The following is a 16527-nucleotide window of genomic DNA, read 5'->3' as shown; positions in this document are numbered from 1 at the left end:
TTGACTATCAGTCTGACTGCACAAGCACCCACACGAATTGCTTGATTCAGTTGTTAAAGAGCGGTTGGTTAAGATCTTTCGTCTCAACCGAGGCGCGCATTCTACAGCAGCCTCATTTGCTGTCAAGTGATTATTTTCAGAAGTTTTCGAAGAATTCTTCAACAACTTCAACCACTTGCGCTTCCGATCTCTCGTTAGCGGGAGGCGAATTCTACAGCGTTAATCGCTGCTGTCAACACCTCTTTTCTCCGCTTTCGACCGAGAAGATCGAACCGTTAAAAGAGCTACACATCACTGCTCTTTCAACTCCTTCCAGGCTTCGATGATCTGAAGCAAGCCACTGTCGAAAACTGCGTAACTCTTTGAATCTCAAGGAGTTTTCCGTTTCGACTGCGCCGGAAGTGGGGCGAATTATAGACCTCTGGAATCTGCCGTCAACCGTTAATTTCGCTTTTCTTTCAATAACTTGCGTATTGGTTAAAAAACATCCAATCAGATGAGAAAAGAGCTTCTTCTATATAGAAGAAGACTTAAAGGACGCCTTCCTTCTTCAACATAGCCACCGCGCCTGCCCCCAGACCCAGCACCCGCTGCAGAACCTCTAATGTGTGCTCACCTAATAAAGGAGGCGCATGACGATATTCAACGGGCGTCTCCGACAACCGAATCGGGCTGGCCACCTGAGGCACCATCCCCGCCAATGCATGCGGCAGCTCTATCGCCAGACCGCGCGCCTTCACCTGAGGATCTTCAAATACCTGCGACAGATCATTGATCGGCCCACAAGGCACGCCCGCCTGCTCCAATTGAGCAACCCACTCGGCCGTGGTCTTGAAGACCGTAGCTTGGCGGATCAACGGGATCAACACCGCGCGGTTCGCCACCCGCAGCTTGTTGGTCGCGAAGCGCGGGTCATCCGCCCACTGCGGTTGCCCCGCGACTTCGGCGAACTTGCGGAACTGCCCGTCATTACCCACGGTGAGAATGAAGTCGCCATCCGCCGTAGGAAAGTCCTGATAAGGCACGATATTCGGATGCGCATTGCCCAGGCGCTTCGGCGCATTGCCGGTGGTCAGGTAGTTCATCGCCTGATTGGCCAGGCACGCGACCTGCACATCCAGCAACGCCATATCGATGTGCTGGCCGCCACCGTCGTGATCGCGATGAGCCAATGCCGCGAGGATCGCCACTGTCGAATACAGCCCGGTAAGAATATCCGTCAGCGCCACGCCCACTTTCACCGGCCCAGCGCCTTCATCTCCTTCAGGTCGACCAGTCAGACTCATCAAGCCGCCGAGGCCCTGGATCATGAAGTCATACCCCGCACGCTTGGCGTAAGGGCCGGTCTGGCCGAAGCCGGTGATGGAGCAATAGATCAGATTCGGGTTGAGCGCCTTCAGCGACTCATAGTCCAGACCATAGGCCGCCAGACCACCTACTTTGAAATTCTCAATCAGAATGTCCGACTTCGCCGCCAGGTCGCGCACCAGCTTCTGCCCTTCAGAACGGGTGAAGTCGATGGTCACCGATTGCTTGTTGCGGTTTGCCGAGAGGTAATAAGCCGCTTCCGATGTGTTCTCGCCGTAAGCATCTTTAAGAAAGGGCGGGCCCCAGGCGCGGGTGTCATCACCATTGCCCGGGCGCTCGACCTTGATCACCTCGGCGCCCAGGTCGGCGAGGATCTGTCCGGCCCAAGGCCCGGCCAGTACTCGCGATAAATCCAGTACCCGTAGATGCGACAGCGCGCCCATGGTCCGCCCTCCTATTAATAGAACGCCTGCAGACCGGTTTGCGCACGCCCGAGGATCAGCGCGTGAACGTCGTGGGTACCTTCATAGGTATTCACCACTTCCAGGTTGACCAGATGACGGGCCACGCCGAACTCATCGGAGATACCATTGCCACCGAGCATGTCGCGCGCCATCCGCGCAATATCCAGCGACTTGCCGCAGGAGTTGCGCTTCATGATCGAAGTGATTTCAACGGCGGCGGTACCTTCGTCCTTCATCCGGCCCAAGCGCAGGCAACCTTGCAGTGCCAGAGTGATCTCGGTCTGCATGTCGGCGAGTTTCTTCTGCACCAGTTGAGTCGCGGCCAACGGTCGACCGAATTGCTGACGATCCAGAGTGTATTGACGCGCGGTGTGCCAGCAGAACTCGGCCGCGCCCAGTGCGCCCCAGGAAATGCCGTAGCGTGCGGAATTGAGGCAGGTGAACGGACCTTTCAGACCACGGACGTCCGGGAAGATGTTTTCTTCCGGCACGAAGACGTTGTCCATGACGATCTCGCCGGTGATGGAAGCGCGCAGGCCGACCTTGCCGTGAATCGCCGGAGCGCTCAGGCCTTTCCAGCCTTTCTCCAGAACGAAACCACGGATGTCGCCAGCATCGTCCTTGGCCCAGACCACGAATACGTCAGCAATCGGGCTGTTGGTGATCCACATCTTCGCGCCGGTCAGGCTGTAGCCGCCATCGACCTTGCGCGCCCGGCTGATCATCGCGCCCGGATCGGAACCGTGGTTCGGCTCGGTCAGACCGAAGCAACCGATCCATTCGCCGGAAGCCAGTTTCGGCAGATACTTCTGTTTCTGTGCTTCGGTACCGAATTCGTTGATCGGCACCATCACTAGCGAGGACTGCACGCTCATCATCGAGCGATAGCCGGAGTCGACGCGCTCGACCTCACGGGCAATCAGGCCATAACTGACGTAATTCAGACCACTGCCACCGTATTGTTCGGGAATGGTCGCACCGAGCAGGCCGACTTCACCCATCTCGCGGAAGATTGCCGGGTCGGTCTTTTCATGACGGAAAGCTTCGAGCACACGCGGGGCGAGACTCTGTTGAGCGAACTGCGCGGCGGTGTCGCGGATCATCCGCTCTTCTTCGGTGAGCTGTTGATCCAGCAGCAGGGGATCGATCCAGTTGAAGCTAGCTTTACCGCCCATGAGTGTGCCCTCGCAATCGGGTGAATTAACGTGGCATTGATCCTAGGCGCGGTTCGCCGTCGGAGCAAACGAGGATTTCGCATTCTGTTGTGCTAATTTCTCACTCCGTACCGTCGCGAATAGCCTTTTATGCGGCGCATTAGTGAGGTTGACGTACATGCGCAGGAAGATCCCCAGCACCGCCGCCCTGATCAGTTTCGAAGCTGCCGCCCGCCATGAGAGCTTTACCCGTGCTGCTGAAGAACTGTCGCTCACCCAAGGCGCCATTTGCCGACAGATCGCCAGCCTGGAAGATTTCCTCAGCGTGGAACTGTTCCGACGCTCGCGACGTGGAGTGAAACTGACCGAGGCGGGTCTTTCCTACAGTCGTCGGGTGGCGACTCAGCTTGATGCGGTGGAGCGCGACACCCTCTCGGTAATGGGCCAGCAGGGCACCAACGTCATCGAGCTCGCAGTCGTCCCGACCTTCGGCACGCAATGGCTGCTGCCACGGCTCAAGGATTTCCAGCTCAAGCACCCGGAAGTGACCGTCAACCTGACCAACCGCACCCGGCCGTTCCTGTTTGCCGACACCGAATTCGATGCCGCGATCTACTTCGGCGATGCCGATTGGTCGGGTACCGAATCCCACAGATTGATGGGCGAGAATCCGATGCCGGTGTGCAGCCCCGCCCTACTCGGCGATCACACGCAGCTGACAGCGCAAGCCATCGCCGAGCTACCGCTGCTGCAGCAGACCACCCGACCTTACGCCTGGCGCCAATGGTTCAACTCGCAGCAATTGAATATCCCTCGCGACATGACAGGTCCACGCTACGAGCTATTCTCGATGCTTGCCCAGGCAGCCATGCACGACATGGGCGTTGCGCTGATTCCGCCGTTTCTGATTCAGCGCGAGCTGACAGAGAAACGTCTGGTGGTTGCCAACTCTCAAGCGCTTTCCAGCATCAAGGCCTATTACCTGATGATTCCGGAGCGAAAGGTCGAATCGGCATCGCTGAAGGCATTTCGTGACTGGCTGGTAAATCAGGCGCAGAGCTACAGCCTAGAAGAATAAAGGCTTTGCGCAATACCTAACCTCGTAGTCAGAAAAACCAAAGCCCTACAGATATAACTATTTGTCGCTTCTGAGCAGACTGTATCCGAAAGTCGTACAGACGTCCCACAAGCTGCCAAACACGTGGCTTTGAGCCTCTAACGGCGACTCATTGCTGCCTATTCACGCCACCGATGCGAATTTTTTTCAAATTCAGCCAGAATCCTTGCAGGGCACGGCCTGCAAGGGGTTCAACTGGCCATCTGCGACATTCGGTCACGGCATGACTTGTAGTTAATTTTCCGTCACCCGTCATAACCCCTTGAAGGGCATAAAGTTCGCCTGCAAAATGCCGCGCCCCGCCCTGATTCGGCGGGATCGTGCTGATCGGCCGCCCCAGTCGCACCATCCGTAGTGCATGGGTTTACTCAATAAGATCACGCAGGAGATTTGACGTGCACATTGGTGTTCCTCTCGAAACCCAGACCGGTGAAACACGGGTTGCTGCAACCCCGGAAACCATCAAGAAGCTGATCAGCCAAGGCCATAAGGTCACTGTGCAAAGCGGCGCTGGCGTCAAAGCCAGTGTCGTCGACAGTGCCTATGAAGCGGCCGGCGCAAGCATTGGCAGCGCCAATGACGCGTTTGGCGCCGAGCTGATTCTCAAAGTGGTCGCGCCAAGCGATGCCGAACTGCCGCTGATCAAGCGCGGCACGGTGCTCGTGGGCATGCTCAACCCGTTCAACAACGAGACCATCGCGAAGATGGCCGAATGCGGCATTACCGCATTCGCCCTCGAAGCGGCGCCGCGCACCTCGCGGGCGCAGAGTCTTGATGTGTTGTCGTCGCAGGCGAATATCGCCGGCTACAAAGCGGTGTTGCTCGCGGCTCACCATTACCCACGCTTCATGCCGATGCTGATGACTGCTGCGGGTACCGTGAAAGCGGCGCGGGTGCTGATTCTTGGCGCGGGCGTGGCCGGTTTGCAGGCGATTGCCACAGCGAAACGCCTGGGTGCGGTGATCGAAGCGTCCGACGTGCGTCCAGCGGTGAAGGAACAGATCGAATCCCTCGGCGCGAAGTTCGTCGACGTGCCTTACGAGACCGATGAAGAGCGCGAATGCGCCGTCGGTGTCGGCGGTTACGCGCGGCCGATGCCGGCGAGTTGGATGCAGCGTCAGGCCCAGGCCGTGCACGAGCGCGCCAAGCAGGCCGATATCGTCATCACCACCGCGCTGATTCCGGGCCGCAAAGCGCCGACGCTGCTCAGCGCCGAGACCGTGGCGCAGATGAAGCCGGGCTCGGTGGTCATCGACCTAGCGGCCGCTCAGGGTGGCAACTGTCCGCTGACCGTCGCCGATCAGGTCGTTGTGGAAAACGGTGTGACGATCGTCGGTCCGACCAACCTCGCCGGTGAAGTCGCCGCCGACGCTTCGGCGCTGTACGCACGCAACCTGCTGGACTTCCTCAAGCTGGTGTTCACCAAGGAAGGCCAGTTCGACGTCAACCTCGAAGACGACATCGTCGCCGCGTGCCTGATGTGCCGCGACGGCCAAGTCATCCGCAAAAACGCCTAAGCAGGGATTCAGACGATGGAAGAGCTTATCTCCCCCGGTATCTACAACCTGATCATCTTCGTGCTGGCGATTTATGTCGGTTACCACGTGGTCTGGAACGTTACACCTGCGCTGCACACGCCGTTGATGGCAGTCACAAACGCCATTTCCGCGATCGTGATCGTCGGCGCCATGCTCGCCGCTGCGCTGACAGTCACGCCTTTGGGCAAGACCATGGGCACGCTGGCTGTGGCACTGGCGGCGGTCAATGTGTTCGGTGGCTTCCTGGTCACCCGCCGCATGCTTGAGATGTTCAAGAAGAAAGCCCCGAAAGCAAAAGAAGAGGCGCCGAAGTAATGAGCATGAATCTCGTGACGACGCTCTACCTGATCGCGTCGATCTGCTTTATCCAGGCCCTCAAAGGCCTGTCCCACCCGACCACCTCGCGGCGCGGCAACCTGTTCGGCATGCTTGGCATGGCGCTGGCCATCATCACAACGGTCGGCCTGATCTATAAGCTCGGGGCTGAGCTCGCTACAGCCGGTATCGGTTACGTCATCGTTGGCCTGCTGGTCGGCGGCACCGCCGGTTCGATCATGGCCAAACGCGTTGAAATGACCAAGATGCCGGAACTGGTAGCGTTCATGCACAGCATGATCGGCCTCGCGGCGGTGTTCATTGCCATTGCGGCAGTGGTTGAGCCGCAGTCGTTGGGTATCGTTAAACAGCTGGGCGATGCGATCCCGGCGGGCAACCGTCTGGAGCTGTTCCTCGGTGCGGCAATCGGTGCGATCACTTTCTCCGGTTCGGTGATTGCCTTTGGCAAGCTCTCGGGCAAGTACAAGTTCCGCCTGTTCCAGGGCGCACCGGTACAGTTCAGTGGCCAGCACAAGCTCAATGCGATTCTGGGTCTGGCAACGCTGGTTCTCGGTCTGACTTTCATGTTCACCGGCAACCTTACGGCGTTCGCACTGATGCTGGCCCTGGCGTTCGTGATGGGCGTGCTGATCATCATCCCGATCGGCGGCGCCGACATGCCGGTGGTGGTGTCGATGCTCAACAGCTATTCCGGCTGGGCGGCGGCGGGCATCGGTTTCTCGCTGAACAACTCGATGCTGATCATTGCCGGCTCGCTGGTGGGTTCGAGCGGTGCGATTCTCTCGTACATCATGTGCAAGGCGATGAACCGCTCCTTCTTTAATGTACTGCTCGGCGGTTTCGGCAATACGGCAGATGCAGGTCCTGCCGGTGCGCAGGAAGCCCGCCCGGTGAAATCCGGCTCGGCGGATGACGCGACTTTCCTGCTGACCAACGCCGACACCGTGATCATCGTCCCGGGTTATGGCTTAGCAGTAGCGCGTGCACAACATGCGCTGAAGGAGCTGACCGAGAAGCTGACCCATCGCGGCGTGACTGTGAAGTACGCGATCCACCCGGTGGCCGGTCGGATGCCTGGGCATATGAACGTCCTGCTCGCCGAGGCCGAAGTGCCTTACGACCAGGTGTTCGAGATGGAAGACATCAACTCCGAGTTCGGTCAGGCCGACGTGGTGCTGGTGCTCGGCGCGAACGACGTGGTCAACCCGGCCGCGAAGAACGATCCGAAGTCACCGATTGCCGGCATGCCGATTCTCGAAGCGTTCAAGGCCAAGACCATCATCGTCAACAAGCGCTCGATGGCCAGCGGCTATGCCGGTCTGGACAACGAATTGTTCTATCTGGACAAGACCATGATGGTTTTCGGCGACGCGAAGAAAGTCATCGAAGACATGGTCAAAGCGGTCGAGTAATCACCCGTTGCAATAACGAACGCCCCGACTTGTCGGGGCGTTTTTGTTTGCGCCAGACGCTGGACAATTTGCCGCGTTGTTGCAGATCCGGTAACGGTGTTTTACTGCAAACCCGCGAAATAGAGGCCTCGTTTGCGACCTTGGTAGCGGGACAGGCGCCGGCCAAATTCACTAGACTGCGCATCCTGCTACTCGTTGCCCGAGATAATAATCCATGTACCGTGACCGTATTCGCCTGCCTTCGTTGTTGGACAAAGTGATGAGCGCTGCCGACGCTGCCGCTCTAATTGAGGACGGCATGACCGTCGGCATGAGCGGTTTCACCCGCGCCGGCGAAGCCAAGGCCGTTCCCCACGCACTGGCCGAGCGCGCCAAGGTCACGCCGCTGAAGATCAGCCTGATGACTGGCGCCAGCCTGGGCAACGACCTCGACAAGCAACTGACCGAGGCCGGCGTGCTGTCGCGGCGCATGCCGTTTCAGGTCGACAGCACGTTGCGCAAGGCAATCAACGCCGGTGAAGTGATGTTCATTGACCAGCATCTCTCGGAAACGGTCGAGCAGTTGCGCAACCAGCAATTGAAGCTGCCGGACATCGCCGTCATCGAGGCAGTCGCCATCACCGAACAAGGCCATATCGTGCCGACCACGTCGGTGGGCAACTCGGCCAGCTTCGCGATCTTCGCCAAACAAGTGATCGTCGAAATCAACCTGGCCCACAACGCCAACCTCGAAGGCCTGCACGACATCTATATCCCGACGTACCGCCCGACGCGGACGCCAATCCCGCTGGTGAAAGTCGACGATCGCATCGGCAGCACGGCGATCCCGATTCCACCGGAGAAGATCGTTGCGATTGTCATCACTCAGCAGTCGGACTCGCCATCCACAGTGTCGGTACCGGACGTTGATACCAATGCCATCGCTGAACACCTGATCACCTTCTTCAAGCAGGAAGTCGCGGCCGGGCGCATGACCAACAAGCTTGGCCCACTGCAGGCCGGCATCGGCAACATCGCCAACGCAGTGATGTGCGGCTTGATCGACTCGCCGTTCGAAGACCTGACCATGTACTCGGAAGTGCTGCAGGACTCGACCTTCGACCTGATCGATGCCGGCAAGCTAAGCTTCGCCTCGGGCAGTTCGATCACCCTGTCCGAGCGCCGCAACAGCGACGTGTTCGGCAACCTGGAGAAGTACAAGGACAAACTGATTCTGCGGCCGCAGGAGATCTCCAATCACCCGGAAGTGGTGCGGCGTCTGGGCATCATTGGCATCAACACCGCGCTGGAGTTCGACATCTATGGCAACGTCAACTCCACCCATGTCTGCGGTACGCGGATGATGAACGGCATCGGCGGTTCCGGCGACTTCGCACGCAATGCGCATCTGGCGGTATTCGTCACCAAGTCGATCGCCAAGGGTGGCGCGATTTCCAGCGTGGTGCCCATGGTTAGCCACGTCGACCATACCGAGCATGACGTCGACATTCTGGTAACCGAGGTCGGCCTCGCCGACCTGCGTGGCCTGGCGCCACGGGAACGTGCACGAGTGATCATCGACAACTGCGTGCATCCGGACTTCCGCCAGGCACTGAATGATTACTTCAGCGCTGCCTGTGCAATCGGCGGTCACACCCCGCATATTCTGCGCGAAGCCCTGAGCTGGCATATGAACCTGGAAGAAACCGGGCGCATGCTGGCAGTGTGATTCACACAGATACCCACCGAGGCAAACACAGTTTTGCCTCGGTGGATGCCCGCGAGAAACAGGATCGCAAAAAACTGTACTGCTGTACCGGTCTTTTCCTACCGCAAACTCCTACTCAACCCCCTGATACGAGCCGAAATGCACCAATCAAGTGCAGACAGGTACAGTTCGCCCAATTTCGACCCGTACACCATCCATAAACAGTTAACTGCTCACTCACAATACAAATGAACTGTATCTACAGAGACTATCCAAACGAGAGGATCATGGGCACCAGTCAAACCACTACCTGATCCCGCCACAAGCGGAAGGATGTCAACCATGGAACGTACACTCAGTTCCGAACTGTTCTTCGAAGACAAAGCTGTAAACACCCAGGCTTCCCTGCCTCTGCGCGTTATCGCCAACCTGATGTTGTGGCAGCGCCGCATCTCCAGCCGCCACCAACTGGCCCGTCTGGATTCGCGTCTGCTGGCCGACGCCGGTATCAGCGAAGCACAACGCTACGAAGAGCTGAGCAAGCCGTTCTGGCGCTAAGCAGCGTCGCTGGCTCTGGTCGTCAGACCCACCGCCAGCAACCCGAATTGCACAAGCAAAACCCGTCGTGGGCAACCACGGCGGGTTTTGTCGTTTCAGGGCCTTGAATGCTCTAAAACGCATAACTGAACGAGAACAGGTACAATTTACGAAAACCTCAGATAACACCAGTACAGTTATGCAGAACCTTTGGAGTATCACTGGCCACCACTGGGCGAACCGGATTTGGCAGCCTAATATCCATGCAGAACGTGGCGAACGTTGCGCAACAGGCGTCTGACTCCTCAGATACCGAGCCACCTCTCACTACGGTTTATCCAAAGGAGTTACATCATGACCCGTCTTCGCCTGCTCAGTGCCGCCGCCCTGCTGGCCGTGGCTGCCAACGCCAGCGCTACCAGCTTCATCGTGACCACCGACTCGATCGTCGGCGCGCTGAAAGCCACTTCCGACGCCACTTCCGATGTGACCTCCTCGTTCCGTGACGACAAGATCGTCCTCGCCGCCCGCGACGATGCCGCCAGCTTCGTGGCCAGCGAAGGCGATATCCGTGGGGTGAAGCTGGAAAGCGCGCTCGATCACATCCGCCATCAGGCGCCACAACTCAATGCCACCGATGCCCAATTGGCTCAGGCCATTCTGACGCTCTGATCGCTTGCGGTATTGCGGGACACGCCAGCCGTGTCCCGATGTTTCAACGCTGGCTCTGGCCCGGGCATTTGCGCTAGCCTTCAGGCTCGCTAACAGTTGTCGAGTCCCATGCGCTTTCTTCCAACTTTGCTCATCTCTTCCACTCTATTCACCGCCTGCTGGGCGATGTCTGCCAACGCCTTCGATGCTTTCAATGCATCGACCCAAGGCACGGTTGTCAGCGGTTACGCCACCAGCATGGTGTCTTCTGCGCCGTTCGACCGTAAACTGCTGCGCGCCGCCCATGATGACGCGGCCGCCTTCGTCGCCAGTGACGGTGAATGGCGAGGCGCACGGCTGGAATCCGCGCTGCATTACCTGCGCAAAACCCGGCCGAAACTTCATGCCAGCGACCTTGAACTGGCAGAAGCAATTCTCGTCCAATAGTTATCCTTGTCCTTCCGGAGTCGTTCCATGCGTAGCCCGCTGATTGCTGCCGCCCTTGGCCTGTTTGTGTTGGCCGATGTGGCCCAGGCGCACACCCTGGTAGCCACCAGTAACATCATCGTTCGTGCCTCCCAGCGCAGCATCGATTTCACCTCCGATACCACCACGTCGATTCGCGATTCGAAAATCATCCGCGAAGCCCACGACGACGCCGCCAGTTTCGTCGCCAGCAACGGCGACATCCGTGGCGCGCACCTCGAGGCCGCTCTCAACACATTGCGTACACGGGTGCCGGAAGCGCGCGACGCCAGTGATCAGGTACTCGCCGAAGCCATCCTCGCACTGTGAGGTCCGTTGGCGCCTGGCTGCTGGCCGGGGCGTTGTTGCTGCTTGGCAACAGCGCCCACGCCGGCCTGCAATTGCGGCTCAAGACCGAGGGTCTGAGCCCCGCTCAACAACAGGTCAGTCAGGCGCTGATTGATGAGGCCATGGCGAAACTGCCGCCGAGCTTCATCGAGCGGCTGGATCGGCGTATCGATGTCGGCTGGACCGATGACATGCCGGCCAACGCTTACGGGCAGGCAACGCTGGTTGCCGAGCTTGATCTGAATCGCAAGCTTCTCGCCGCTCTCACCGATGGCAGCGCGGCCAAAGAAAAAACCAATCGCCCCCACGGCACTGTGCGCCAGGAACTGCTAGCCACAGTGCTGCACGAAATCACGCATATCTACGACCGCGCGCGTTTATGGCCAAGCGCTGAGCGCACGTTGATCCAGCGCTGCACCCGACGCTTCAACAGCGCCGGGCTGATCGGTATTCCCGATGAGTGTCGCGGGCAGAACGGTCGCCGCTTCACCATCAGCGACGATCCGCGCCTGCTTGACCTGGCCGGGTGGCAACAGTACGTCGGCCGCCGTGGCGAGCGTGAACAACACAACCGCCAGATCGCGCGCAGCCCGGATCTCTACGAGATTTCCAGCCCCAAGGAGTTCGTTGCGGTCAACATGGAGTACTTCCTCCTCGACCCGAGCTACGCCTGCCGCCGCCCGGCGTTGTATCGCTACTACAAGGAACATTTCGGCTGGGCGCCGCCAGCGCAGGACACCTGCAGCAAGAGCTTTGCCTTTCTCAATGCGGGCAATGACTTCGCCAAGCAGCCTCTGGGGCAAGTCGATCCGGAGCGCGTCTACGCTGTCGATTACCTGCTGGCCGAGGCCAATCAGAACTGGGTCAGTCGCTGGGGCCACAGCATGTTGCGCCTGGTGATCTGCGCCCCCGGTCGCCCGCGCGGCCCGGATTGCCGCCTCGATCTCGATCAACACTTGGTGCTGTCCTATCGCGCCTTCGTTGGCGATGTGCAGCTGTCGAGCTGGGACGGACTGGTCGGCAAATACCCGTCGCGGCTGTTCGTGTTGCCGCTGGCACAGGTGATCGACGAATACACCAAGACCGAGCTGCGCAGCCTCGCTTCAGTGCCGCTGAACCTGTCTCGCGAGGAGATCGAGGGCGTGGTCGAACATGCCGCCGAGATGCACTGGAGTTACGACGGCAATTACTTCTTCCTCTCCAACAACTGCGCGGTGGAAGGCTTGAAACTGTTGCGCAGCGGTAGCAATAACAGCCAACTGGTCGGCCTCGACAGCATCATGCCCAACGGCTTGCTGGAAGTGCTCAAGGGCCGTGGTCTGGCCGACACCAGTGTGCTCGACGATCCGAAAGAAGCGCTGCGTCTGGGTTACCGCTTCGACTCGTTCCGCGATCGCTATCAAGCGATGTTCGATGTATTGAAGAAGCAGCTGCCGATCAAGCAGACCACTGTCGAAGACTGGCTGTCACTCAGCGCTGAGCAACGCCGCGAATGGTTCGACCGCGCCGACCTGCGCACCAGCGCGGCGCTGTTGCTGCTGGAGCAAGCCAGTTTCCGCCGGCAGTTGTTGCTGGCCCAGGACGAGGTCAAGCAACGCTACCTCGGCGCCCGCGAGCTGGAGAACGGCGGCATGGACAAGGCCAACGCGACCTTGCAGGAAATCCTCGCCAACAGTGGTTTCCTCAGCCGCCCGGCGGAACTGCTCGACTCCAAAGGTTACGGACTACCGCAGCCGAGCGAGTTTGGCCGACTGGAAGCGGAAAGCAGCCAACGGCAGAAGAAGCTGCTCGCCCTGTCCGGCGACCTCGATACTGAAGTGCGCAAGCTGCTCGAACCCAAGCGCGCCGCCGAGATTGCCGCCAGCGAGGCCAACGTGAAACAGATTGGCGAGCATCTGCGCAAACTGCACAAGGCTTCGGGCGGACTGCAATTGCCCTGAGCACAAAAAAAGGCTTCAGAACGCCTGTTCTGAAGCCTTTTTGATTTCCCCTGCGGCTTTAGACGCGAGCCTTGCGCACGCCTTGGGACAGCGCCGAACACAGACTCAACACGCCATCGATGGCCTGCTCAGGCGTATCGGCACTGGCGATGTGATCGATCAACGCCGAGCCCACCACCACACCGTCAGCCAGACGCGCGATGGCCGCAGCCTGCTCCGGTGTACGGATACCGAAGCCAATGCTGATCGGCAGGTCGGTATGCCGACGCAGACGCGCAACCGCCTCTTCCACGTGTTCCAGAGTCGCTGCACCGGCGCCGGTGACACCCGCGACCGACACGTAGTAGACAAAACCGGAACTACCGTTGAGCACACGCGGCAGGCGCGCGTCGTCGGTGGTCGGCGTGGTCAGGCGGATGAAGTCCAGGCCAGCAGCCTGCGCCGGGTCGCACAGCTCTTCGTTGTGCTCTGGTGGCATGTCGACCACGATCAGGCCATCGACGCCGGCATCCTTGGCTTCTGCGATGAAACGCTCGACGCCGAATTTGTGAATCGGGTTGAAGTAACCCATCAACACCAGCGGCGTGTCGCTGTTGCTTTCACGGAATTCGCGCACCATTTGCAGGGTTTTCGCCAGATTCTGTTTGGCGCCCAGGGCGCGAATGTTGGCCAGCTGGATCGCCGGGCCATCGGCCATCGGATCGGTGAACGGCATGCCCAGCTCGATCACATCGGCACCTGCGGCAGGCAGGCCTTTGAGGATTGCCAGCGAAGTGTCGTAGTCAGGATCGCCAGCGGTGACAAAGGTCACCAGCGCGGCGCGGTTCTGTTGCTTGAGGTCGGCAAAGCGGGTTTGCAGGCGGCTCATCAGTGTTTCTCCTGCTGCGACTGTTGCATATGGTGCATATGGTGCATTACGGTTTGCATGTCCTTGTCGCCACGGCCCGAGAGGTTGACCACCATCAGGTGATCCTTCGGCAGCTTCGGTGCACGTTTGAACACTTCGGCCAGGGCGTGAGCGCTTTCCAGGGCAGGGATGATCCCTTCCAGACGGCAGCATTTGTGGAACGCTTCAAGCGCTTCGTCGTCGGTCACCGAGGTGTACTGGACGCGGCCGATGTCATGCAACCAGGCGTGTTCAGGGCCGATGCCCGGATAGTCGAGGCCAGCGGAAATCGAGTGGGCGTCGATGATCTGCCCATCGTCGTCCTGCAGCAGGAAAGTGCGGTTACCGTGCAGCACGCCCGGCACACCGCCGTTCAGACTGGCCGCGTGCTTGCCGGTTTCGATGCCATAACCGGCGGCTTCGACGCCGATGATCTCCACGCTCTTGTCATCGAGGAACGGGTGGAACAGGCCCATGGCGTTGGAACCGCCACCGATGCATGCCACCAGACTGTCCGGCAGACGACCTTCCTGAGCCTGCAGCTGATCGCGGGTTTCCTTGCCGATGACGGCCTGGAAGTCGCGGACCATTGCTGGATAAGGGTGTGGGCCGGCCACAGTGCCGATCAGATAGAAAGTGTTGTCGACGTTGGTCACCCAGTCACGCAGGGCTTCGTTCATCGCATCCTTCAGGGTGCCGGTGCCAGCCACCACCGGAATGACTTCAGCGCCAAGCAGCTTCATGCGGAAGACGTTGGCCTGCTGACGTTCGATGTCGGTGGTGCCCATGTAGATCACGCAGTCCAGACCGAAACGCGCAGCGACGGTGGCCGTGGCCACGCCGTGCATGCCGGCGCCGGTCTCGGCGATGATGCGCTTCTTGCCCATGCGCCGCGCCAGCAGGATCTGGCCGATGCAGTTGTTGATCTTGTGCGCGCCGGTGTGATTCAGCTCTTCACGCTTGAGGTAGATCTTGGCGCCGCCGCAGAACTCGGTCAGGCGTTCGGCGAAATACAGCGGGCTCGGACGTCCGACGTAATCACGCTGGAAGTAGGCCAATTCTTCTTTGAATGCCGGATCTTCCTTGGCCGCTTCGTATTCGCGGGCCAGGTCGAGGATCAACGGCATCAGGGTTTCCGCTACATAACGGCCACCGAACGCACCGAACAGGCCGTTGGCGTCAGGGCCGTTACGCAGATCAGAGGTGTTCGAAGTCTGGGTCATGGGTCGCTCCAGGTGAATTCGGTCAGAAGACAATGACGACCACTCTACCCCTGACTTTCCAGGCTGAAAACCGATAAGATCGCCGCAACCTGTCAGGAAAACTCACAGATACCATGAGCCACGACCTTCCCCCGCTCAATGCCTTGCGCGCCTTCGAGGCCACCGCCCGTCTGAACAGCGTCAGTCAGGCTGCCGAGCAGCTGCATGTCACTCACGGCGCGGTCAGCCGCCAGCTGAAAGCGCTTGAAGAACATCTCGGCGTGAGTCTGTTCGTGAAGGATGGGCGCGGCTTGAAACTCACAGATGCCGGCGTGCGTCTGCGCGATGCCAGCGCAGAGGCGTTCGATCGCTTGCGCAGTGTTTGTGCGGAATTGACCCAAAGCACTGCCGATGCGCCATTCGTGCTTGGTTGTTCGGGGAGTCTGCTGGCGCGCTGGTTCATTCCGCGCCTGGGGCGGTTGAATGCCGATTTGCCGGATCTGCGACTGCACCTGTCGGCCGGTGAAGGCGATCTCGACCCTCGGCGCCCGGGACTCGATGCGCTATTGCTGTTCGCCGAGCCACCGTGGCCGGCCGATATGCAGGTCTATGAACTGGCGGCGGAACGCATCGGCCCGGTGATGAGCCCGTTATTCAGCGGTTATCAGAACCTGCACGACGCTCCTGCCGCAGAATTGCTCAAGCAGCCCTTGCTGCACACCACCTCTCGCCCGCAAGCCTGGCCCAGCTGGGCGCAGCAAAACCACCTCGATCCCAAGGCGTTGAAGCTCGGGCAAGGTTTTGAGCATTTGTATTATTTGCTGGAGGCGGCTGTTGCAGGTCTCGGCGTGGCAATCGCACCGGAGCCGTTAGTAACTGAAGACCTGAAGGCGGGTCGCCTGGTTGCGCCGTGGGGCTTCTGCGAAACCCCGGCGCAACTGGCGTTGTGGCTACCCAAGCGCGCCGCGGACGGGCGCGCCCGGCAACTGGCGCAGTGGCTCAAAAACGAGCTGCGCCAGCCTGATCACTCACCGCGCTTGAACAAAAAGTAGGCAGCGAGCAGACCGATTGCACCGACAGCCACACCGGCTGTGGTCCAAGGATGTTCCTGCGCGTAATCACGAGTGGCAATGCCGGTCTCGCGGGTTTTCACTTTGACTTCTTCGTACGCGTCGCTGAGCAGATGACGGGAATGTTTCAGTGCACTTTCGGCATTGCTTTTCAGCGCCTTGAGGGTCTTGCGCGACTCGTCCGAAGCATCGTCTTTCAAGCTTTCCAACGATTTGAGCAGACTCTCGATCTCGGCTTCCATGCTTTGCAACGAGGCTTTACGTAAAGAGGTGTTGGCCATGGTGGCTCTCCTGCATTGGTGATGAGTGGCGTGTGTTGGTTGGGACTTCACCACTTCGAGAAAGTGCAGAAATTCTGAACTTCGGCAGCGCAGAGGCGCCGAAATCAACAGTGCAATTGCCTGCTAGGCTC

The 16527-nt window shown here is 59.4% G+C and carries 16 protein-coding genes; 11 read left to right on the top strand and 5 right to left on the bottom strand.

Going from position 1 to position 16527, the window contains the following annotated elements; genetic code table 11:
- Positions 1 to 530: 530 nt before the first annotated feature.
- Positions 531 to 1751 (bottom strand): CaiB/BaiF CoA-transferase family protein, encoded by a 1221-nt coding sequence (locus PSH90_RS00575; RefSeq protein ID WP_076564898.1) that lies wholly within the window; start codon positions 1749 to 1751, stop codon positions 531 to 533.
- A gap of 14 nt (positions 1752 to 1765) precedes the next feature.
- On the bottom strand, positions 1766 to 2947 hold the full coding sequence (locus tag PSH90_RS00570) for an acyl-CoA dehydrogenase (protein WP_024015035.1): 1182 nt from the start codon (positions 2945 to 2947) through the stop codon (positions 1766 to 1768).
- A 157-nt stretch (positions 2948 to 3104) separates the two neighbouring features.
- Here PSH90_RS00570 and PSH90_RS00565 point away from each other — a divergent pair, with 157 nt between their 5' ends.
- The 10 genes from PSH90_RS00565 (at position 3105) to PSH90_RS00520 (ending at position 12957) form a co-directional block, all read left to right on the top strand.
- Positions 3105 to 4004, top strand: coding sequence for a LysR family transcriptional regulator (locus tag PSH90_RS00565; protein ID WP_095182267.1), 900 nt, complete (start codon positions 3105 to 3107; stop codon positions 4002 to 4004).
- 434 nt (positions 4005 to 4438) lie between these two features.
- Entirely contained in the window at positions 4439 to 5560 is a 1122-nt protein-coding gene (locus tag PSH90_RS00560; protein ID WP_056791317.1) for a Re/Si-specific NAD(P)(+) transhydrogenase subunit alpha, read from the top strand.
- 15 nt (positions 5561 to 5575) lie between these two features.
- A complete protein-coding gene (locus PSH90_RS00555) occupies positions 5576 to 5896 on the top strand; it encodes an NAD(P) transhydrogenase subunit alpha (protein ID WP_003220416.1) in 321 nt (106 codons plus the stop codon).
- A complete protein-coding gene (locus PSH90_RS00550) occupies positions 5896 to 7329 on the top strand; it encodes an NAD(P)(+) transhydrogenase (Re/Si-specific) subunit beta (RefSeq protein ID WP_041476447.1) in 1434 nt (477 codons plus the stop codon). Before PSH90_RS00555 ends, PSH90_RS00550 begins: the two co-directional genes overlap by 1 nt.
- Before the next feature lie 214 nt (positions 7330 to 7543).
- Positions 7544 to 9037, top strand: coding sequence for an acetyl-CoA hydrolase/transferase family protein (locus PSH90_RS00545; RefSeq protein ID WP_071173986.1), 1494 nt, complete (start codon positions 7544 to 7546; stop codon positions 9035 to 9037).
- 321 nt (positions 9038 to 9358) lie between these two features.
- Positions 9359 to 9574: a DUF1127 domain-containing protein gene (locus PSH90_RS00540; protein WP_007911656.1), complete on the top strand. Its 216-nt coding sequence runs from the start codon at positions 9359 to 9361 to the stop codon at positions 9572 to 9574.
- A gap of 333 nt (positions 9575 to 9907) precedes the next feature.
- A complete protein-coding gene (locus PSH90_RS00535) occupies positions 9908 to 10225 on the top strand; it encodes a DUF2388 domain-containing protein (protein ID WP_016772298.1) in 318 nt (105 codons plus the stop codon).
- A 108-nt stretch (positions 10226 to 10333) separates the two neighbouring features.
- Positions 10334 to 10651, top strand: coding sequence for a DUF2388 domain-containing protein (locus tag PSH90_RS00530; RefSeq protein WP_056791311.1), 318 nt, complete (start codon positions 10334 to 10336; stop codon positions 10649 to 10651).
- Between the two features lie 27 nt (positions 10652 to 10678).
- Positions 10679 to 10999 (top strand): DUF2388 domain-containing protein, encoded by a 321-nt coding sequence (locus PSH90_RS00525; RefSeq protein ID WP_041476450.1) that lies wholly within the window; start codon positions 10679 to 10681, stop codon positions 10997 to 10999.
- Positions 10996 to 12957 carry a DUF4105 domain-containing protein gene (locus tag PSH90_RS00520; protein ID WP_236167911.1) on the top strand — a complete coding sequence of 654 codons (1962 nt, stop codon included), beginning with the start codon at positions 10996 to 10998 and terminating at the stop codon, positions 12955 to 12957. The genes PSH90_RS00525 and PSH90_RS00520 overlap by 4 nt, the downstream gene beginning before the upstream one ends.
- Positions 12958 to 13015: 58 nt before the next feature.
- Here PSH90_RS00520 and trpA read toward each other — a convergent pair whose 3' ends face one another.
- A complete protein-coding gene (trpA, locus tag PSH90_RS00515; protein WP_076564881.1) occupies positions 13016 to 13825 on the bottom strand; it encodes a tryptophan synthase subunit alpha in 810 nt (269 codons plus the stop codon).
- Complete coding sequence (gene trpB / locus PSH90_RS00510; protein WP_305381927.1) at positions 13825 to 15066, bottom strand: tryptophan synthase subunit beta; 1242 nt, start codon at positions 15064 to 15066, stop codon at positions 13825 to 13827. The genes trpA and trpB overlap by 1 nt, the downstream gene beginning before the upstream one ends.
- Positions 15067 to 15179: 113 nt before the next feature.
- Between trpB and PSH90_RS00505 the strand changes: the two genes are divergently transcribed.
- Positions 15180 to 16097 (top strand): LysR family transcriptional regulator, encoded by a 918-nt coding sequence (locus PSH90_RS00505; protein WP_095182271.1) that lies wholly within the window; start codon positions 15180 to 15182, stop codon positions 16095 to 16097.
- Here PSH90_RS00505 and PSH90_RS00500 read toward each other — a convergent pair.
- Positions 16070 to 16396, bottom strand: coding sequence for a YqjD family protein (locus PSH90_RS00500; RefSeq protein WP_039757078.1), 327 nt, complete (start codon positions 16394 to 16396; stop codon positions 16070 to 16072). The two genes, PSH90_RS00505 and PSH90_RS00500, sit on opposite strands and share 28 nt — an antisense overlap.
- Positions 16397 to 16527 lie beyond the last annotated feature (131 nt).

This window comes from Pseudomonas sp. FP1762 (assembly GCF_030687105.1).
GTDB lineage: Bacteria > Pseudomonadota > Gammaproteobacteria > Pseudomonadales > Pseudomonadaceae > Aquipseudomonas > Aquipseudomonas siliginis.
Note: the sequence above shows the minus strand (reverse complement) of the source record. Positions and strands in the feature narration are given on the sequence as shown.